14 protein-coding genes and 1 pseudogene are annotated in these 19,657 nt (G+C 72.1%); 11 read left to right on the top strand and 4 right to left on the bottom strand.

The window, feature by feature from the left end; translation table 11 throughout:
• Positions 1-117: 117 nt before the first annotated feature.
• The 9 genes and pseudogenes from HNR23_RS05155 (at position 118) to HNR23_RS05115 (ending at position 8,563) form a co-directional block, all read left to right on the top strand.
• Complete coding sequence (locus HNR23_RS05155; protein WP_184074003.1) at positions 118-783, top strand: hypothetical protein; 666 nt, start codon at positions 118-120, stop codon at positions 781-783.
• On the top strand, positions 783-1,640 hold the full coding sequence (bufB, locus tag HNR23_RS05150; protein ID WP_184074001.1) for an MNIO family bufferin maturase: 858 nt from the start codon (positions 783-785) through the stop codon (positions 1,638-1,640). Before HNR23_RS05155 ends, bufB begins: the two co-directional genes overlap by 1 nt.
• On the top strand, positions 1,630-2,505 hold the full coding sequence (locus tag HNR23_RS05145; protein ID WP_184073999.1) for an HvfC/BufC N-terminal domain-containing protein: 876 nt from the start codon (positions 1,630-1,632) through the stop codon (positions 2,503-2,505). Before bufB ends, HNR23_RS05145 begins: the two co-directional genes overlap by 11 nt.
• A gap of 19 nt (positions 2,506-2,524) precedes the next feature.
• Positions 2,525-3,874: a ferritin-like protein gene (locus tag HNR23_RS05140; protein ID WP_184073997.1), complete on the top strand. Its 1,350-nt coding sequence runs from the start codon at positions 2,525-2,527 to the stop codon at positions 3,872-3,874.
• Positions 3,875-3,944: 70 nt separating this feature from the next.
• Entirely contained in the window at positions 3,945-4,358 is a 414-nt protein-coding gene (locus HNR23_RS05135) for a YchJ family protein (protein ID WP_184073995.1), read from the top strand.
• Between the two features lie 116 nt (positions 4,359-4,474).
• Positions 4,475-4,702 (top strand): annotated as a pseudogene (locus HNR23_RS05130) (leucine zipper domain-containing protein); the annotation flags it as partial.
• Between the two features lie 368 nt (positions 4,703-5,070).
• Positions 5,071-5,874, top strand: a complete 804-nt coding sequence (locus HNR23_RS05125; RefSeq protein WP_184073993.1) for a class I SAM-dependent DNA methyltransferase — start codon at positions 5,071-5,073, stop codon at positions 5,872-5,874.
• A 207-nt stretch (positions 5,875-6,081) separates the two neighbouring features.
• Positions 6,082-7,236 carry a SagB/ThcOx family dehydrogenase gene (locus HNR23_RS05120; RefSeq protein ID WP_246421598.1) on the top strand — a complete coding sequence of 385 codons (1,155 nt, stop codon included), beginning with the start codon at positions 6,082-6,084 and terminating at the stop codon, positions 7,234-7,236.
• Positions 7,229-8,563 carry an MFS transporter gene (locus tag HNR23_RS05115; RefSeq protein WP_184073991.1) on the top strand — a complete coding sequence of 445 codons (1,335 nt, stop codon included), beginning with the start codon at positions 7,229-7,231 and terminating at the stop codon, positions 8,561-8,563. Before HNR23_RS05120 ends, HNR23_RS05115 begins: the two co-directional genes overlap by 8 nt.
• Before the next feature lie 20 nt (positions 8,564-8,583).
• Here the strand turns inward: HNR23_RS05115 and HNR23_RS05110 are convergent, their stop codons facing one another.
• The 3 genes from HNR23_RS05110 to HNR23_RS05100 form a co-directional block, all read right to left on the bottom strand.
• Positions 8,584-8,829, bottom strand: coding sequence for a hypothetical protein (locus tag HNR23_RS05110; RefSeq protein WP_184073989.1), 246 nt, complete (start codon positions 8,827-8,829; stop codon positions 8,584-8,586).
• A 218-nt stretch (positions 8,830-9,047) separates the two neighbouring features.
• Complete coding sequence (locus HNR23_RS05105; RefSeq protein ID WP_184073987.1) at positions 9,048-11,459, bottom strand: M64 family metallopeptidase; 2,412 nt, start codon at positions 11,457-11,459, stop codon at positions 9,048-9,050.
• A 221-nt stretch (positions 11,460-11,680) separates the two neighbouring features.
• On the bottom strand, positions 11,681-13,258 hold the full coding sequence (locus HNR23_RS05100; RefSeq protein WP_184073985.1) for an MFS transporter: 1,578 nt from the start codon (positions 13,256-13,258) through the stop codon (positions 11,681-11,683).
• A 103-nt stretch (positions 13,259-13,361) separates the two neighbouring features.
• Here HNR23_RS05100 and HNR23_RS05095 point away from each other — a divergent pair, with 103 nt between their 5' ends.
• Positions 13,362-16,145: a BTAD domain-containing putative transcriptional regulator gene (locus HNR23_RS05095; protein WP_184073983.1), complete on the top strand. Its 2,784-nt coding sequence runs from the start codon at positions 13,362-13,364 to the stop codon at positions 16,143-16,145.
• Positions 16,146-16,159: 14 nt separating this feature from the next.
• Here the strand turns inward: HNR23_RS05095 and HNR23_RS05090 are convergent, their stop codons facing one another.
• Positions 16,160-17,716: an MFS transporter gene (locus HNR23_RS05090; protein ID WP_184073981.1), complete on the bottom strand. Its 1,557-nt coding sequence runs from the start codon at positions 17,714-17,716 to the stop codon at positions 16,160-16,162.
• A 719-nt stretch (positions 17,717-18,435) separates the two neighbouring features.
• Between HNR23_RS05090 and HNR23_RS05085 the strand changes: the two genes are divergently transcribed.
• Positions 18,436-19,440, top strand: coding sequence for a helix-turn-helix domain-containing protein (locus HNR23_RS05085; RefSeq protein ID WP_184073979.1), 1,005 nt, complete (start codon positions 18,436-18,438; stop codon positions 19,438-19,440).
• The last annotated feature ends 217 nt before the right edge of the window (positions 19,441-19,657 follow it).

The raw sequence follows: 19,657 nt of genomic DNA, 5'->3' as shown, positions 1-19,657 counted from the left end.
CAAAATTACGTTTAGTGAATAAATGGACGCGGAATGTAACGTCCGGTGGTCGGTCGGCCCTGGGCCGGGCCGACCGAGCCTCCGGTCCCATCGCCTCGACGAGGAAAGCGAGTCGCCGTGAACGCACGATCGGGCAACGGCAACGGCCGTCCCAGAATGACCAAGACGGAGCTACAGCGACTGATCGTCGAGGGCGGCACCCTCGGCTTCGAGAACCGGGAGAGCCACCACGAGGCGGGCGGACCGCGTCCGACCGTCCAGCAGGGGCAGGTGCGCGAACTCCACGTGTGTATGGGACTCAACGCGTGCCGGGGGCACGACACGGAGGGCAGCGAGAAGAAGACCCCCATGGCGGGGACCTGCACCTGCGCGACCGTGCAGCACGTCTGCCACGCCGACAACCACTGCCGCGGCCAGGGCGGCTGCGGCTATGCGGGAGCGGAGTACGAGCAGTCCATCCCCGGCGAGCAGTCCTGCTCTGAGAACGGCAGCTGCGCCTCCCCCATCAACGAGAGCCGCGTGGCCTCCGCCGGACCGTTCAAGGGGACCGGCGTGTGGAAGCTGGCCCGCAAGCGCTTCGAGCAGCGGATGTGGAACGCCGGCCGCCCCTTCGATCCGTCCCCCGGTGAGGGCTGCCCCGACGATTGGGTCCCGGCCTACGAGGAACGCGTGCGCAACATATTGGAGCCGATCCGCAAGGAGCGCAAGAAGCTGGAGAAGGCGGCCGACGCCGACCGCCGGGTGACCGTGTCCGAGCTCCCGTTCTTCGAGGGTGGCGCCTGATGCCGCCGGCCCGGCTCGGCCTCCCCTACCTCGGGTTCGGGGTCGGGCTGCGGGCGCCCCACTACTCCCATGTGCTGACCCACCGGCCGCCGGTGGACTTCTTCGAGGTGATCACCGAGAACTTCCTGGACGTGGACGGCTTTCCAGGGCACGTCCTCGACCGGGTCGCCGAGGCCTACCCCGTGGTGATGCACGGGGTGTCGATGTCGATCGGCAGCAGCGACCCGTTGGACCTCGGCTACCTGCGCCGAGTCCGACACCTGGCCGACCGGTGCGGGGCGGCGTGGGTGTCGGACCACCTGTGCTGGACCGGGGTGCTCGGCATCAACACCCACGACCTGCTGCCCATGCCGTTCACCGAACGGTCGCTGCGACACGTGGTCGAGCGGATCCGCGTCGCCCAGGACGTGCTGGAGCGGCCGCTGGTCCTGGAGAACCCGAGCAGCTACCTCGAATACACGGCGTCGACCCTCACGGAATGGGAGTTCCTGGCCCGGATGGCCGAGGACGCCGACTGCGGACTGCTGCTGGACGTCAACAACGTCTACGTCTCCGCCCGCAACCACGGCTTCGACCCGGACACCTACCTGGGCGCGGTGCCGCCGGACCGCGTGGTGCAGATCCACCTGGCCGGGCACACCGACCGGGAGACCCACGTGATCGACACCCACGACCGGCCCGTCGCCGACCGGGTGTGGGAGCTGTACCGCGGCGCGCTGGAGCGGATGGGCCCGGTATCGACGCTGCTGGAGTGGGACGACCGCATCCCCCCGTTCCCGGACCTCCTCGACGAGCTCTGCCGGGCCCGCACGCTGGCCGCCGGGCGGACGGGAGCGGTCCACGGCCATGCCCGATGACGCCCTGCGCCGGACGCAGGCGTGGCTGCAGGCGGCGATCCTGGATCCCGGCGCGGCACACGGCCATCCCGGCACCGGTGCGGACGCCCCGGGGGCCGACACCGCGGCCGCCGACGCCGTATCGCGGTACGTGACGGCTTCGGCCACCCTGACCGCACGGTACCGCCTCGCCATCTACCAGCAGGGCTACCGCGCGCGGCTGGTGGAGTGCATGCGGGCGCACTACCCGGTGCTGCACCGGTTGCTCGGCGACGAGGTCTTCGACGCCTTCGCCATGGAGTACCTGCGCGGGCGGCCATCCCGCAGCCACACCCTGCACGCGCTCGGCGCGGAGTTCGCCGACTTCCTGCGCGAGACGCGGCCGGAGGCGGAACCGGACGGCGACGACGCATGGATCGACACACTGATCGACGTCGCCCGCTTCGAACGCGCCTTCGCCGACGCCTACACGGCGCCCGGCCCCGAGAACCGGGACTACCCCGCGTCCGACTCCCTCCCGGACCCCGCGCTCCCGCAGTGGGCGGCGACCGGGCTCACGGCCGCGCCGTGCCTGCGGCTGATACGAGCCGGGGCACCGGTACACGCGCTCGCGGCCGCGCTCCGCCGGGGCGAGGACCCGCCCCTCCCACCACGTCGGCCCGTGCACCTCTCCCTGTCCCGGATCGACTTCACCGTCTGCGCGACCGAGATCGGCGCGCGCGAGTTCGACCTGCTCTCCCGCCTGGCCGCGGGGACGGCGGTGGGCGAGGCGGCGGCCGGGTCCGGCCTGCCGACCGCCCGGGCCGACGCGGCCGTGCGCCGGTGGATGGAACGACGACTGTTCAGCGCCTGTACACCTGCTCCGCCGACGGCGGGCCGGACCTGAGAAGAAGGAACCCGACACCATGAGCACCCAGAGCACCCAGAGCACCCAGAGCACCGAGGCCGTGTACACCACGCCCGACGCCAGTAAGGACATCGAGACGGTGGAGGAGCTGTTCTCGCACCTCTACGACGCCTCACGGGTGGAGATGCAGTCGATCCCGATGTACCTGTACGCCGGCTACTCCATCCAGACCCAGAACTCCTCGCGGTGGGCTGCGGGGGTCGGCGCGTTCCGACTCATCAAGAGCGTCGTCATCGAGGAGATGCTGCACCTGGCGCTCACCCGGAACCTGATCATCTCCATCGGATACGGCGACCGCATCCAGTTCAGCGACCCGGGGTTCATCCCCGCCTATCCGTGCGACATGCTGCACCGCAACCCCGAGGACCCGCTGAAACTTCACCTGGCACCGCTCACCCCGAAGCTGGTCAAGGACGTGTTCATGAAGTTCGAGCAGCCGGCGAAGAAGGGGTCGCCTCCGCAGTCGAAGAACTACGACTCGCTCGGCCAGTTCTACCGGGCGATCTACGACGGGTTCATCCGCCTGTCCGGGATCCTCGACACCGACATCGGCGCGGAGTTCGGCACGGAGGTCGCCCCGGAGAAGAGGTTCCGGTTCGACGCCACCTGGATGAACGACCTGTTCAAGAACAACAAGCCCGAACTGCAGTACGTGGAGACCTACTGGAACGAGGGCGGGGGCGGGTCGCCGATCGTCGTGCACAACCTCAAAACGGCGCTCGACGCGATCAACACCATCGTGGAGCAGGGCGAGGGGATGGACGACGACCGCCAGGTCGTCCCCAAGAAGCCGGCCGACCCCCAGCCGGGCGAATTCGAGCTTCCCCACTACGTCAAGTTCAAGCGGATCGCGGACCAGTGGGAGCCGATCGGCAACATCCACCCCCTCCCTACCGACCCCAGGATCGCCGCGTACCCGGAGGAGGACGGCATCCGCGACCTCGCCGAGTTGTGCAACGCCGCCTACGTCTACACCCTGCGGCTGCTCGACGAGATCTACCGGACCCCGTGGGACGACGTGAAGCCGGGTAAGCGGAGCCCGCGGTACGGGCTGGAGCGCAAGTTCATCGCGGCCATGCAGGGCCTGCTGTTCGGCTGCGTCCGGGAGCTGGTGCAGACGAAGATCACGTCGGGGGCCTACGAGGGCCGCAATGCCGCGCCGACGTTCGAGTACTACGAGTTCCCCGAGGGCGAGGACATGACCGAGCACCTGAAGGACATGTGCCAGGACGTGATCACCGACTTCCCCCGTCTCGGCGGCGACAACGGCGTCCTGTGGCTCATCGACAAGATGCCCTCGCTGGAACCGCTGATCCCGCTGCCAGCGATTCCGAAGGCGCGAGTCTAGCGCCGGACCGGTGCGCCTCCGGGGTGTCGGCGGGGGCGCCGGCACCCCTCGGCTGTCGCAGAATGGGGGGATGGCCGAGAAGCGCGCTCCCCGACTCCCCGATTCCGCCGAACCGCCCTGCCCCTGCGGCCGCCCGGAGGCCTACGGTGCGTGCTGCGGTCGGCTGCACTCCGGCGAGCGGACCGCCGCGACCGCCGAGGAGCTGATGCGGTCGCGCTACAGCGCGTTCGCGGTCGGCGACGCCGACTACCTGCTGAGGTCCTGGCACCCCGGCACCCGACCGCGTCGGCTGGACCTGGACCCGCGGATGCGCTGGCTGCGCCTGGAGGTCATCGCGACAAGCGGCGGCACCCCCTTCCACACCGAGGGCACCGTCTCCTTCCGCGCCGTCTACGACGACGCCGGCCGGGAGGGCGAGCTCCGCGAGGACAGCCGCTTCCTGCGCCACGAGGGAGCATGGACTTACCTCGACGCGCTCGCCTAGGTGTACTGACCACAGAGGTTAGGTACAGCCCGGCAGCGATTCGACAGCACGAGAGGGCCTCCGACATAGGTGTGGATTGTCAAGATCAACACCTGAAGTAGGTCAGGAGGCCCTCCGTGGCCCACACTACCCACGCCAACGCCAAGCTCGCACCCGCAGGCCGCCTCGCCCTGGCCCGCTGCATCGTCGAGGACGGCTGGCCGCTGCGCCGTGCCGCCGAACGCTTCCAGGTCAGCCCCACCACCGCCCAACGCTGGTCCGACCGCTCCCGCACCCTGGGCCAGGCGGGCATGACCGACGCCTCCAGCCGCCCGGCCCGCTCGCCTCGGTCGGCCGCCGGTCGTCGGGGCGCCCCCCTTGCCGCGGAACGGTACGGCGACGCATCCTCCTGCCTGATGAGCGTGGGAGACCGCCGGGCGCGACCGGCGTGCTCGGATACACGCCCATGGTGGCCGAAGTAAGAGGAACGGAACGGCCGACTCCTCTCGCATTTCGGAACTCCCGCCACGCGAAGCGGAATTCCGTGTTTCCGAGTGGTTCGACGCCGCGTATGAGCGGGGAGGCGCGACGCAATGATCTCGCCCCAGGACCCATGAGGGGATGAATCATAAAATGATCTTCGCCGAAGATCGGCAATATTCACCACGTGCTTCCCAGCGCAAACTGAGGTAATCTCAAAAAGCCCCAGCCCACTGGAGTAGGAGCCGCCCCGATGGTGGATACCCCTCCCGCGCCGTCCGTCCTGGACACCTACGAGAAGATCGCTGGAATTTATGATGCGGTCACCGATGTCCCCGGCTATCCGACGTGGATGAAGATTTTCATCGATCTGATCGAGGGACACGGCTGCGCCGGAAAGCGACTCCTCGACCTCGGCTGCGGAACGGGAAAGAGCTCCGTGGCCTTCAAGGACCTCGGGTACGAGGTCACAGGCGTCGACATCTCGCCGGCCATGATCGATATCGCCCGCGGGAAGAAGGAGATGGCGGACATCGAATTCGTCGTCGGCGACCTGCGGCGCCTCCCCGGGTTTCCGGTGTCCTTCGACGCCGCCACGGCCGCGGGCGAGCAGTTCCACTACCTGGCGGACACCGCCGAACTGCGCGCGGCGCTGGAGAGCGTCCGCGGCGCTCTTCGGCCCGGCGGGCTGCTGGTCTTCGAGCTCAACACCGCAGGGACCTTCGCTGCGCTGTGTGCCGCCCCCGCGATCCGGCGGGGGCCCGGGAGCCTCGCGGTCCTCGACGGGACGGCGTCCGCGCCGTTCGTTCCGGGCGGGGGCGTGGAGGTCGTCATGGACTGCTTCACCGCGACCGCGGACGGGACGTGGGAGCGCCTGGAATCGCGCCACCCGCACCGGCACTTCCCGCGCGATGATGTGGCCGCCGCGGTGGCGGAAAGCGGATTCGACCTGGTCGCCGTGTACGGAATCAAGGGCGGGAAACTGCACGAAGGCCTCGATGAGAGTGCCGATCTGAAGGCATTCTTCGTCGCGCGGAACACCGCTTCCGCACAGTAGTCCCTTATTCAAGGGAATCGCCGAGACATTCCGTCAACCGGATCGACCGATCCATGCCGACGTGATCGAACAATGGAGGAGAGGAGGAGACCATGGCGTTCGACCTGAGGATCGAGAAGGAAGAGCCGATCACCATCATCATCTACAGCTCCTGATTCTGATCAGATGCGCCGGGCCGGCCGGACCCGTCCGGTCGGCCCTCTTCCCATGGATTCGGAGAAGGCGATGAAGTTCAAGACGGCGGGTAACATCGGGTGCTACTGGCGAGACGGGGAGTTCCTCGTCAGAAACCACCGGACACGCGCGAACATCACGGCCGACCCGCTCTCCGCCCACGTCCTCGGCCTTTTCACCGAATGGACCGATCCGCGGGAAGCCGCGCAGGACTCCGGGCTCGACGTCCGGTCGGTGGAGAACGCGGCCACGGCGCTGCACGGCGCCGGGCTGCTGCTGGGGGAGGACGACGACGGCGAGGAGGCCGCCGACGAGCGGCTGTGCGCCCGGTGGGGCCCCTGGGCACCGGAAGGGGCGGCCTTCCACTTCGCCACCAGGAACGAGGAGTTCGCCGACGCCACCGACGAGATCAAGGACGAGCTCGTCGCCGGCGGACGACCCGCTCTCTTCACGACCTACCCCGAGGCCGAACGGCTCTTCCTTCCCCGCTCCCCCGTGCCCTTGGACTCCCCGTTCGAGAAGGTCCTGTACGCGCGGCGCACCCACCGGGCGTTCGCCGACCGGCCCATCGCCCGCGAGCACCTGGCCGCCCTGCTGTCGACCTCGTTCGGCCCCAAGGACTTCATCGCGGCCGACCAATTCGGCACCCTCATGCTCCGCACCAGCCCCTCCGGCGGCGCCCGCCACGAACTGGAGGCCTACGTCGCCGTGTTCGACGTCGAGGACGTGGCACCGGGGGTCTACCACTACGGCGTCCGCGACCACTGTCTCGAACTCGTCGCCCGCGGCGACCACCGGGAACGCCTCGCGTCCCTCTGCGGCGACCAGCAGGGCGTCGCACAGGCGGGGGCCGCGGTCGTGCTGACCGCCGTCATCGACCGCCTCACCGCCAAGTACCGCCACCCCCGCGCCTACCGGGTGATGCTGATGAACGCCGGGCACCTGGCGCAGACGTTCGCCCTCACCGCCACCGCGCTGGGACTCGGCCCCTTCCAGACGGCCGCGTTCCACGACGAGGGCGTGGAAGACCTCCTCGGGGTCGACGGCATCACCGAGCCCGCGTTGTACGTGCTGGCGGTCGGTACGCCCGCGGCGGACGCCCAGGGTCGGGTCTCCCACCTGCACGGACCCACCACACTGGACTCCGCTCGGATGACCCGGTTCGACGGCAGCGGGCAGGGTGGCTGATCCCCGCCCGTCCGGATCCGATCCTCCCCCGGCCCCTGGACGGAGGGGCCCCGGACGCCTCTTCGCCCGCTTCTGGGCCGCCCACACCAGCAGCAACCTGGCCGACGGGATCATGCTCACCGCGCTGCCGCTGCTCGCGGTCGCGATCACGACCGACCCGCTGGCGGTCGCCGGGCTGACGGCGGTGTGGTACCTGCCATGGCTGCTGTTCGGGCTGCACGTGGGAGCGCTCGTCGACCGTATCGACCAGCGGGTCGCGATGGTCGCCGCCAACGCGGTCCGCGGCGGCTGCCTGGCCGCGCTGACCCTCCTCACACTGCTCGGTGTGCGATCGGTCTGGCTGCTGTACGCCGCGATGTTCGTGGCGATGACGTGCGAGGTCGTCTACGACACGGCAGGGCGGACCCTGCTCCCGCGCATCGTGCCGCGGCCGGAGCTGCGCCGCGCCAACGGCAGGCTGGAAGGCGGCCGGATCGTCACCGAGGACGTGCTGGGCGGTCCGGTCGCGAGCCTGCTGTTCGCGGTGGCGGCCGCCATCCCCCTGGCCCTCAACGCCGGGGCCTACATCGTCGGGGCGGCCCTCGTCCTCGCCCTGCCCCTGCGCCCCCGCCGAGGTGGGCCGCCCTCCCACTCGGGGCCGCCCCGCCCGCCCCCGTCCCGCGCCTCGTCGCTCACCCGCGAGGCCCTGGACGGCCTCCGCTACATCTGGTCGGACCGCGTCCAGCGGGGCATGGCCCTGTGCGCCGCCGCGGGCTCCCTGGCCGCCGGGGCGCTCAACGCGATCCTCGTCCTGTTCGTCACCCAGACCCTCGGCGTCCCCATAGCCCTGTACGGCGCCTACATGGCGGTCTCGGCCGTCGGCGCGCTGATCGGCGCAGCGGTCTGCGACCGCCTCACCCGCCGCTACGGCGCCGCGCGCGTCCTGGTCGCCACCCACCTCGGACTCGCCTCGGTCCTGGCGGCCCTCGCCCTGGCCCCCGGCGTCCGCCTGGGCGCGCTCGCGGTCGGAGCCCTGGGGCTGGCGATGACGATCATCAACGTCGTCATCATCTCCCTCCTGCAAACGGTCACCCCCGAGGGGGTCATGGGCCGCGCGATGGCCTCCCGCCGCCTCCTGGCCAAAGCCGCCGGCCCGGTGGGCGCGCTGGCCGGGGGCGCGCTGGGGCGGATCGGCCTGGAGATCCCCTTCCTCTTCGCGGCCGTCGCCCTGGCGGCGATCCCGCTCGCCTTCCACCGCACCTTCCGCCTCGCCGCAGCCCGCGCCGCAGCCGCAGAGTCCGCCCCCGCCGCCCGCGGCCCCGACCCGCCCGACGCACCGTCCGCCTGACCGCCGCGGTGCCGGAGGCCTCACATCGGCGCTCCTTCGGCCCGGTGCGCGGAGGTGGCGCGGCCGCCGGGCACCGATCGCGCGCGGGCGTCCCAGGCGCACGCGGCGTCGGCGACCGGGTGGAAGTCGTCCCACGAGACGCCACCCTCGGGCTCGTCATGGGCGACGCTCGAAAAGGGCGGATCCGAGAGGTCGTCGCCCTCGCGCCACACCGCGTCGCACTCCCGGCACACCCACAGCCGCTCGCCCGTGTGCCGGGCCCGCATCTGCCCGACGTCCGCAACTCCGCACAGACTGCAGCACCACACGTCCGCCGCTCCCTTCTTCCCGTCTTCCCGCCGCCGGGGCCCGGTTCCCCGGACCGGCGCGGGGCCGGCCGCCCTGTCCCGACCCGGCAAAGGACGGAGCGCGGGCGGTCGGCAACCCCCGGTCCGGCACATGTGGATGCCGACCGCACGGGGCCACCGACCGCCCGGGGAAGCGGTCACAGGTCGCCGCACTGACCGGTGGCGGGCCCGGCCACGGTGTTGGGAGCGCCGAAATCGGTGACCGACGGTGTGTTGCCGCTGCAGTCGATTCCGCCGCGCACGCGGTTCCCGGCGACGATCACGCCGTACCCGCCGGACGCGGCGTCCTCGGACCACGACGCGGTCCAGTCGTCGGCCGGGGTCTGGGTGTTGCCGCGCAGGGTGACCGGCCCGGTCACCTCCGAGCCCAGCAGCGACGTCTCGGCGCTGCCGCCGGAGATGCGCACCGGACCGACGACGCGGGTGTCGGCGAGGCGGACGGTCACCGCGCCCCGCGCGGTCAGACCGCCCCACACCGTCGCGCCCTGTGCGACCACGGAGGCGCCCGCGGCAACGGTCACGCCCCCGTGCACGGTCGCGCCGTCCAGGCACACCGTTCCCTCGCGCACCTCCAGGCCGCCGCGGTGCACTCCGGTGACGGTGCGCGTGCACGCCGGCTCGGTGCCGGGGACGACGGTCGCCGTGAAGGACTCGGCCGCGCCGATGTTGCCGGCGGCGTCGATGGCGCGGTGTTCGACGGTGTGGGTGCCCCAGCCGGGCTCGTGGCCGTCCACCTCGATCACGGACATCGACAGCCCGCCGCTGCCCAGGCTCCCGTAGACGAGGTCGTCGATGTCGGTCCCCCGCGGGGTGAGCAGGAACGGCGCCTCGGCGTCGGTGGGCCAGCCGTAGTAGTGGTGCCAGCCGTCCCCGTCCACCCGGAACTCGGCCACGACGGGTCCCTCGCGGTCGTCGCGCGGCTCCAGGCCGAGGGTGAGGGAGCCGAGGTGGATACCGTGCTCGCCGTCGGCGCCGCGCACCGGCGCGGCGGGCTCCGACACCTCACGCGGGGCGGTGGGCGGGGTGGCGTCGACGGTCCAGGTTCGGGTGTCGGGGTCGGGCGCCCCCGGGTCGGCGGTGGCGGTGAGCCTGTGCCCGTCTCCGCTCAGGTCGAGCGCTCCCAGGTCGAGGGTTCGCCCGTCGGCGGATGTGGCCACACGTGCGCCGTCGAGCTCCCAGACCACCTCGGGGACCCGGTCGGAGGGGTGGGTGGTCTGCGCGTAGACGACCTCGTCAGCGGCGAGCGGGCGCTCGGTGTCGCGGGCGGCGGCGAACTCGACCGGCGCGTCGTCGGCCGGCCGCGGGGCGCCGACGGTCCAGCCGCGGGTCTGCGTCAGCGCGGCCGACGCGCGGATCTCGGGGTCGCGCACGAAGGGGGTGGGGTCCTGTACCCGGACCTCCACCTCGGTTCCGGCCCCGACGTCGAGGTCGGAGAGGTCCAGGGCACGGCGCCCCTCGGCCTCGGGCAGTTCCTCGCCGTCGACCGTCCAGGTGAAGGTGAGCTCGTGGTAGGCGGGGTACGGCGCATCGACCCACACGGCGTCGTCGGGCCCGACCTCGCCCTCGGGGGTGGAGGAGACCGGCAGGCGTCCTCGGTCGCGCTGCCCGGAGATGCGCTGCACCATGATCTCCCGGCTCACCTGGTCGAAGTAGTAACCCAGGGATTTCATCATCGAGTGGCGGCTGGGGCGCCACACCCCTTCGGAGTGGTAGAGCCCGCCCTCGTGGCCGGGTGAGCCCGCGGCGCCGATGGTGCCGCCGGACTCACTCTCCTCACCGAGCCACCGCCACCACTTGGCGCGCCGCTCCGTCATCGCCTCGGGTGTCATGAGGGTGTGGTGTGCGGAGTCGGGTTCGCCGCGGTCCCAGCGGCCCAGGCTGGTGTCGCGCTGGTAATAGGGGTACTCGTCCTGCAGCCGCCCCAGCGAGTGGCCGAGTTCGTGCGGGCTGATCAGTGCGGACAGCGCGTTTCCGGCCGAAGCGGTGGCGTAGGTGCCCCCGGCTCCGCCGTAGGTGTCGCTGTTGGCCAGGGCCAGGACCTGCCGGTTGTCCGCGGCGACACCGGGGACGAGATCGGCGGCGGCCGCGGCGGCCGCGCTGTCGACGGTGAGCAGGCGCTGCAGCCGGTCGGGCCGGCAGCCGCCGTGGAAGCCCATGCCCAGGGCGGTGTCGCGGGGGCCGGCGGCGAGGTCGGGGTCGCAGCCGACGCCGGACTCGGCCGAGGGGGTCTCGACCGCGTAGACGTTGAAGTAGTCGCGGTAGCCGCGGAAGGGCTCGATGCTCCACTGCACCGCCAGGTGGTGCCGGACCTGTTCGTGGAAGAGCGGCATCTCCTCCTCGGTGTAGCCGTCACCGAGGACGATGAGGTTGAACCGCCGGTTGGGGTCGCCGGTGACCTGGATCGGCACCACTTCGGCGCTCTCGACCGCGCTCTCGACCGCGGTGTCGGCCGCGGTGTCGGCCGCGGCCGGAGGGTGGGTGCTCGCGAACGGGAGCGCGAGCGCGGCCAGGGAGACGACGGTGAGACAGAGTGTCAAGCGTCTGTGCATAGGGGGATCCTTTTGTTCGGTATGCACACTGCTACGGCGGGCGACTGTCGAGCGCAGAGTAACCGCCCGCTCCCTCTGCGGGAAGGGGTGTCGGAGGGGCCGCGGAGGGCATCGCCACGGCGGGGCCGTGCGCGCCCGGTGCCCCCGCGGGCACATCGGCAGGTCGGCGCCGCCGCCACCCCCGCGGGTGCGGGGGTGGCGCTCCCGGTACATCGCGCATGTCAGCCGACCGGTCGCGCGGGTTCCGTCGCGCCGTCACCCGCGCCGTCGCCCGACGCGTCGCCCGGGTCATCGGTGCCGATGGTGCCGATGTGCCGCAGGGTCACCGCGGTCAGAGCCGCCAGCACCAGGACCCCCACCGCGCCGACCGCACCGGCGGTGTTCAGGCCCGCGGTGAAGGACGCGCGCGCCTGGTCGAGCAGGGAGTCGGGGAGCCGCGCGGCGACCGAGGCGGCCCCGGAGAGGCTGTCGCCGAACGGCACGGCGACATCCGCGGGAAGGCCGTCCGCCTGCTCCTCGACGCCTCGCCGGTAGACCGCGGTGGCCAGGCTGCCCAGCAGCGCGATCCCCGCCGCCAGGCCGAAATCCTGGACGGTCTCCGACATCGCCGAAGCCGACCCGGCCTTCTCCGGCGGCGCCGCTCCGACCACCAGATCGGTCCCCAGGACGGCGATCGCGCCCAGGCCCAGGTAGATCAGCGAGAAGCCGGCGACGACCAGGGGGACGCCGTCGTCGCTGCCGACGACGGCGAGCAGGGCGTAGCCCCCCGCCGAGACCGCGAGCACGCCCGCCACGACGTACCCGGGGCGGACGCGCCGCGCGACGAGCGGGGCCGCGACCGCGGACAGCATCATCATCAGCGCGGGCGGGCCGTAGAGCAGCCCCGCGGTCAGCGGCGGGAGGTCCGCCACCAGCTGCAGGTACTGGGTGACCAGCAGCATGGTGCCGCCGACGCCCACCAGCCCGACGAGCATCATGCCCAGCGCGACGCCGAAGGCGCGGTTGCGGAACAGGGTGACGTCCAGGAAGGGGTCGGCCAGGGTCCGCTGCCGCCGGACGAACACCACGGCGAACACCGCCCCGGCCGCGAGGGCGGCCACCACCTCCGGCTGCGGTCCGTCCTTGGCGAACTGCTTGATTCCGTAGACGACCGGGAGGATCGCGGCCAGCGACAGCGCGACGCTGGGGAGGTCGAGCCGACCGCTGTCGGGGGCGCGGTACTCCGGCAGCAGGAACGGGGCGGCCACCAGCATGGTCCCGATGACCGGCACCGCGACGAGGAACGCCGCTCCCCACCGGAAGTACTCCACCAGGGCGCCGCCCACCAGGGGTCCGGCGGCCATGCCGAGCGCGAAGAACATCACCCACATGCCGATCGCCAGCGCCCGCTGCCGCGCGTCGGCGAACATGTTGCTGATCAGGGCGAGCGTCGAGGGCATCAGGGTGGCGCCGGCGATCCCCAGTGCGGCGCGCGCGGCGATCAGCATCTCGGCGCTGGTGGAGTAGGCGGCCGCGAGGGATGCGGCGACGAACGCGACCCCGCCGATCAGCAGCAGACGGCGGCGACCGATCCGGTCCCCCACCGTCCCCATGGTGATGAGGAATCCCGCGATCAGGAATCCGTAGGCGTCGACGATCCACAGCTCCTGGGTGCCCGTGGGCCTCAGGTCCGCCGCCAGGGACGGCAATGCAAGGTGCAGCACGGTGACGTCCAGTCCCAGCAGCATGGTGGGCAGGGCCAGGACCGCCAGTCCGGCCCATTCCCGCGGGCCGGCCCGGCCGCCGCTCGCGCGTCTCATGACAGGGGCTCCTCTCGATCGCGACAACGCCCTCCAGAGTGCTGAGCGGCGCGCACGGTTCCCGCACGCAACGCTCACGGCGCCGCCGGGTAGGGTGCCGTGCATGCGTTACGGAGTACTCGGTCCGCTGGCCGTCTGGGACGCCGACGGGCGGCAGGCGGGGGTCCCCGAGACGAAGGTGCGCGCCCTCCTGGCGATCCTCCTGACGCACCGGGGCGGCCCGGTGCCGGCCGACCGGCTCATCGACGACCTGTGGGAGGGGCGGGCGCCCGGCGGCCCGTTGAACACCCTGCAGACCAAGGTGTCCCAGCTGCGCCGGGTGCTGGGGCGCGACCGGGTGGTCCGGCAGGCCGCGGGGTACCGGCTGCGGGTCGAGGCGGGCGATCTGGACGCCGAGGTCTTCGCCGACCTGGTCGAGCGGGCGGGGGCGGACCGGCATCCGCGGATACGCGCGCGGCTGCTCACCGAGGCGTTGGAGCTGTGGCGGGGCGAGGCCTACGCCGACGTCGCCGACCACGCGTTCGCGCGCGCCGAGATCGCGCGGCTGGCGGAGCTCCGGCTGGCCGCCGTCGAGGACCTGGCGGAGGCGCGCCTCGAACTCGGCGAGCACCGCGCCCTCGCCACCGAGTTGGGCGCGCTCGTGGAGCGGCACCCGCTGCGCGAGCGCCTGCGGGCCGCCCACATGCGCGCCCTCTACCGGGCCGGGCGCCGCGGCGATGCCCTCGACGGCTACGAGGACCTGCGCAACCGGCTCGCAGATGAGCTCGGGGCCGACCCCGGGCCGGAGCTGTGCGCACTGCACGAGGCGATCCTGCGGCACGATCCGGGGCTCGCCGCGGACCCGACCGCCGCGCAACGGCCCCGCACCAACCTGCCCGCACCGCCGACCCCGCTGATCGGCCGTGCCGAGGCGGTGGCCGAGGTTCGGGCGCTCCTGTCCCCCGTGTCGGACGTCCGGCTGCTGTCCCTCACCGGCCCCGGCGGCGTCGGCAAGACGCGGCTCGCGCTGGCCGCCGCCGCAGGCCTGGTCGGCGACTTCCCCGACGGCGTCCTGCTCGTGGAGCTCGCCGGCCTGGACCACCGCTCCACGGCGGAGGATGTGGCCGAGCGGATCATCACCGCGCTCGGCCTGTGCGACGCCGCGGCGGCCGACTCCGACTCCGACCCGCTCGGCCTCCTGTCATGGCTGTCCACCGCGCTGGCGGGCCGGCACGCCCTGTTCCTCCTGGACAACACCGAACACGTGGTGGAGGCGGTGGCCACGGTGGCCGCCGCCCTGCTCGGGGCCGCCCCGACCGCCCGGATACTGGTCACCGGCCAGGAGGCGCTGAACGTCCCCGGCGAGACGGTGCGCCCGGTGCCACCGCTGGACCTGCCCGAGCCCGGCACCTGCGACCACGGATCCGGGGCCGCCGGTTCCGGCGCGGTCGACCTCTTCGTACAGCGCGCGCAGGCGGCGGTTCCCGGGTTCGCCCTCACTGCCGGCAACGCGGCGGCGGTCGCGGCGATCTGCCGACGCCTGGACGGTGTCCCTCTGGCGCTGGAACTGGTGGCTCCCCGGCTCCGTGTTCTCTCCCCCGAGCAGATCGCGGCCCGCCTGCAGGACCGCTTCGCGCTGCCCACCGGGCCGGTGCGCGGCCGCCCGCCGCGGCAGCGGACGCTGCGGGCGATGATCGACTGGAGCTGGGAGCTGCTCGGGGAAACCGAGCAGGCCGTGCTGCGGCGGCTGGCCGTGCACGCGGACGGCTGCACCCTGCGGGCCGCCGAGGTCGTCTCCTCCGACACCGACATCCCGCCCGATCAGGTGCTGGATGTGCTGACCCGGCTCGTGGACCGGTCGCTGGTCGTCCGCGACGGGGAGCGGTTCCGGCTGCTGGAGTCGGTCGCCGCCTACTGCACCGAGCGCTTGGAGGAGGCCGGGGAGCTGGCGCGGGTGCGCCGGGGCTTCGCCGGGTTCCACGCCGAGCAGGCCGAGTCGGCCGATCGGCACCTGCGCGGCCCGGAGCAGGACCGGTATCTGGCGTACCTGGACGCCGAGACCGTCAATCTGCGCCGTGCCCTGGACACGGCGCTGCGGGAGGCCGACGCCTCGACCGCGCTGCGCCTGGTGAACGGGCTGGCGTGGTACTGGGTGCTGCGCCGCCGGCTGCCGGAGGCGCGCCGGTCACTGCGTGCGGCGCTCGGCACCGACGGCGGACCCGCGCCCGCACGGGCCACGGCCGAGGCCTGGTCGGCCGCGCTGGACCTGTGGGAGGAGCCGATCGACCGCGTCGGCGACCCCCGGCTGAGGTCGCGGCTGCGCTGGTTCCTGGGGGCGGCGCTGTACCGCTCCGGGCGCCGCGACGCGGGCCGCCGCCTCGTCGACGGCGCCCTGGCCGGCGCCCGTACGGCCGGAGACCACTGGGGCCAGGCCCTCGCTCTGGCGGAACGCGCCGAGCACCACCTGGAGGCGGACGACCCGGCGTCGGCCCGGCGGGACGCGGCGGCGAGTGCCGAACTGTTCCGTGCCCTCGGCGACCGCTGGGGCCTGCTACGGGCCGACCGGTCCCGCGCCCGCCTGGCCGAGCTCGACGGCGACCACGCGCTCGCCGCCGAGCTGCTCGGCGGATGCCTCGCAACGGCCGAGGACCTGCGCCTGTGGGTCGAGGTGGTCGAGACGCTCACGCGCCTCGGCCGCACCGCCCTCGCCGAGGGCGACCCCCAACGGGCCCGGCTCCTGCACGAGCGCGCCCTGCGGGTCGCCACGGACCACTCCTACACCCGCGGCGAGACCCAGGCCGCGACCTGGCTCGACCACCACGCCCCACCCGCAGACGACACCCCCGGGCCGTACCCCACCGGCGCCGGTACCACCGCCGCGCTCGCCGAAGCGGACGCCGGCACCTGAGCCCGGGGGCCTGGTCAGCGGGGAGCCCGGTCAGGGGCCGGTGCAGCGGGACGGAGCACCCAGGCGGTGTGGATCGCCGCCAGGGCCAGGATGACCGCGGCCACGGTGCTGGTCACGTGGATCGCGTCGACGAAGGCGACGTGTGCCGCGGTGACGAGGGCGTTCGCGGCCTCCGGAGCGAGGGATTCCGCGGTGTGCACCGCGCCGCCGAGGGTGTCGCGGGCGGTCTCCATCGCCTCACCCGGGACGCCGTCCACGTTGCGGATCGCCGAAGCGTAGGAGGCCCACAGCACGCTGCCGAGGATCGCGATGCCGAGGGCGGCCCCCAGTTCGTAGCCGGTCTCCGACACCGCTGACGCGGCTCCCACGCGCTCCTCGGGCACCGAGCCCACCACGGCGTCGTTGGTCAGGGTCTGGGTGAGCCCCATGCCGAAGCAGATGAGTGCGAAGCCGGCGACGGCCACCGCGGCCGACCCCTGTGGGAGCTGGCTCAGCACCGCGAAGCCTCCGGCCATCAGCGTCAGGCCGGCGGTGAGTGTGCCCCTGAAGCCCAGTCGTGTCGCTGCGCCGACCGCCAGGAAGCTGGCGACGATGGACAGCATCAATCCGGGCAGCAGTGCCAGGCCCGCCCGCAGGGGCGAGATGCCGAGGACGATCTGCAGGAACTGGGTGAGGAAGAACAGCCCCGCGATCATCGTGAACAGTGTGAGGAGGTTGAGCCACACACCGACGCTGAACGCGCGGATGGTGAAGAGGCGCATGTCCAGCATGGGGTTGTCCCGCCGCAGCTGCCTGCGGACGAACACGCAGCCGAAGAACACGCCCACCGCCACGAGCATCAGGGGCACGGGGGCGAGCCCCTGCTCGGCCAGCTTCTTCACCCCGTAGACCGCCGGGAACACGGTGGCGGACACGAGCAGCGCGCTGGCGGCGTCGATGGGGGCGGGATGGGCGGCGCGGTACTCGCGGACGAGGAACGGTGTCAGCACCAGGGTGAGGACGGTGACCGGCACATTGATCAGGAAGAGCGAGCCCCACCAGAAGAACTCCAGCAGGGCACCGCCGAGGACCGGCCCCAGCGCCGATCCCCCGGCCAGCGCGGACGACCAGACGGCGATGGCGAACTTGCGCTGGACGTCGTCGCGGAAGATGTTGCGGATGAGCGCCAGTGTGGAGGGCATCAGGGTGCTACCCGCGAGGCCGAGCAGGGCCCGTGCCGCGATCATGGCCTCCGCATTGGGCGCGAAGGCGGCCGCGAGCGAGGCCACGCCGAAGCCCGCCGCACCCACCATCAACAGGTTGCGCCTCCCCACGCGGTCGCCGAGCGCACCCATCGTGACGAGGAGGGACGCCAGCACCAAGGCGTAGACGTCGACGATCCACAGCAGCTGGACCGACGTGGGTGCCAGGTCCCTGCTCAGGTGGGGAACGGCGAAGCCGAGCACCGTCATATCCACGGAGATCAGCAGGACGGGGAGCGTCAGGACCGCCAGGGCCGCCCATTCCCGCGGTGTCGCCCGCCGGGGGGTCGTCGACGAGGGTGCGGACCGGGGTGCGTCAGCAGAGCTCATTGATTCCATTCCACATGGTGTTCGCGGACATCGGAAACGTTCGGGGAGCCGGACGGGGGGCGCTTCCGACATACGGCGGCAACTTTAGCCAGCGACGAATGCAGGTGGCAAAAAGGATTCACGCGGCAAGGGGCGGCGGACTGGGACGAGAGCGCACACGGCGCCCGCGGAGTGAACTGACCGGCTGTTTCATGCCTCCGCGGCACGGATTCTCGGGGGACCGGATCCGATCGGGACGTCGGGGCGGCCGTCGCGCCGGCGGCCGACAATGGGATTCCAGTGGCCCCGGGGATGCGAATTCCCGATGGATTTTCGGGCCCGGGGAAAATCGTCCGGTGTCGATTTCCGGGGCAGGCCCGCTTCCCGGGGTGCGCGGGGTGGGCCCCGGGGCGGCCCGTGCGACATCCCCGCACTGGACGCGGATTCGGCGTGCCGCCTGCGCCGGTCCGCAGGCCGCCGGGCGGCGGTGGCGGCGCGGCGGCCGTGTCCGGCCATGCCGCGGCGGAACCGCCGGCCGACCATGGCGGCGCATACTCCCGGTGGCCTTTCAGCGAGGTGGCGCCGTTGTCAAGGGGAACCATCGGCAGTTTCCTGCCAGTGATTCCCGGAGACATGTGCATCTGCCGCGCCACGCGCAACGACCCTGCCGATCACACCCATCAGGTAGGCATATATCCTACAAAAAGCGGATATGACTGGGGAGAACCTTGGTGAATCGAGTGTGCACGGATGACGTGGCGCCCGGCGAGCGAATCGACTACTGGCAGCATGTGACCTCGGAGAACTTCGTCCGGTGCACCACCCGAATCGACCAGAGGGACGACGGCTTCTGGGGCCGGGTGGTGTCGACGAACCTCGGCGCCGTCCACTACTCGCTCGTGGAATACACGGCGAGCGGCAGCTACGAGATCTTCCGCAGCGCACGCCACATTCGCCAGGACGAGTCGGACGAATACCTCCTCGAACTGCAGTTGGGGGGCGCTGCCGTCGTCCTCAACCAGGACGGCAGGGAAGCCGGCTTCATCCCCGGCGACTTCGGGTTCCTCGATGTCACGCGCCCCTCCCACCTGGGTTGCGCGCCCCGGTCTTCGGTACGCGCTGTGACCGTGACGTTCCCTCGCCACCTCCTGCCCATCCGGGTGGACAACGTCGCCCGGCTGACCGCGGTCCGGATCGACGGGCAGCGGGGCATGGGGCAGCTGGTCTCCAACTTCCTGGTCGGGCTGGCCGACAACCTGGAGGGCGATCCCGTGGAAGGCGCCGACGGCGTGCGCCTGTCGACCGCGCTGCTGGACCTGTTGGCCGTCGCCTTGGCCGGACGGCTCGAACGCGACTCGGAGGTGCCGCCCGAAAGCCACCGCGGTGCACTTCTGACACGGGTCTATGCGTTCATCGACCGGCACCTCGACGACCCCGACCTGTCCCCGAAGAACATCGCCACCGCGCACCACATCTCCACGCGCTACCTGCACAAGCTCTTCGAGACCGAGGAGGCCACGGTCGTGGAGTGGATTCGGACGCGCCGCCTGGAACAGTGCCGCCGCCACCTGGCCGACCCGGCTCAGCAGACGGAACCGGTGAGCGTGATCGCCGCGCGCTGGGGCTTCCGGGATCCGAGCTATTTCTCACGCCTGTTCCGCGCCACCTACGGCATCCCGCCCCGCGAGTACCGCATCCTGCACTTCGGCCCCGGAGTGGTGCGGCCGCCGGCGCCGAAGCCGTGACGCCGAAGGAGTTCCCTGGGAGTCCAGTGCTGTGCGCTCCAGGACTGGGGACGCCCAGGGCCACTCCCTATCGTTGAATCGACGCCGCCGACCCACGTGTCCCCGCCCCCCATCCGGATGGAACGCCGGAAACGGAGGACGATGGACGAGGGCGAAACGACGTCGTCCACATCGCCTTCCATGGTCGGCGCGATGATGTAGGCCGTTATCACCCGTC

The organism is Nocardiopsis mwathae, from assembly GCF_014201195.1.
Lineage (GTDB): Bacteria > Actinomycetota > Actinomycetes > Streptosporangiales > Streptosporangiaceae > Nocardiopsis_C > Nocardiopsis_C mwathae.
The sequence above is the reverse complement of the archived record's forward strand: the minus strand, read 5'-3'. Positions and strand labels throughout refer to the sequence as shown.

Bases quoted from the DNA above. Each gene is read 5' to 3' on its own strand.
- bufB (WP_184074001.1), top strand. From the start codon at position 783: ATGCCGCCGGCCCGGCTCGGCCTCCCCTACCTCGGGTTCGGGGTCGGG.
- HNR23_RS05145 (WP_184073999.1), top strand. From the start codon at position 1,630: ATGCCCGATGACGCCCTGCGCCGGACGCAGGCGTGGCTGCAGGCGGCG.
- HNR23_RS05140 (WP_184073997.1), top strand. From the start codon at position 2,525: ATGAGCACCCAGAGCACCCAGAGCACCCAGAGCACCGAGGCCGTGTAC.
- HNR23_RS05135 (WP_184073995.1), top strand. From the start codon at position 3,945: ATGGCCGAGAAGCGCGCTCCCCGACTCCCCGATTCCGCCGAACCGCCC.
- HNR23_RS05125 (WP_184073993.1), top strand. From the start codon at position 5,071: ATGGTGGATACCCCTCCCGCGCCGTCCGTCCTGGACACCTACGAGAAG.
- HNR23_RS05120 (WP_246421598.1), top strand. From the start codon at position 6,082: ATGGATTCGGAGAAGGCGATGAAGTTCAAGACGGCGGGTAACATCGGG.
- HNR23_RS05110 (WP_184073989.1), bottom strand. From the start codon at position 8,829: ATGCGGGCCCGGCACACGGGCGAGCGGCTGTGGGTGTGCCGGGAGTGC.
- HNR23_RS05105 (WP_184073987.1), bottom strand. From the start codon at position 11,459: ATGCACAGACGCTTGACACTCTGTCTCACCGTCGTCTCCCTGGCCGCG.
- HNR23_RS05100 (WP_184073985.1), bottom strand. From the start codon at position 13,258: ATGAGACGCGCGAGCGGCGGCCGGGCCGGCCCGCGGGAATGGGCCGGA.
- HNR23_RS05095 (WP_184073983.1), top strand. From the start codon at position 13,362: ATGCGTTACGGAGTACTCGGTCCGCTGGCCGTCTGGGACGCCGACGGG.
- HNR23_RS05090 (WP_184073981.1), bottom strand. From the start codon at position 17,716: ATGAGCTCTGCTGACGCACCCCGGTCCGCACCCTCGTCGACGACCCCC.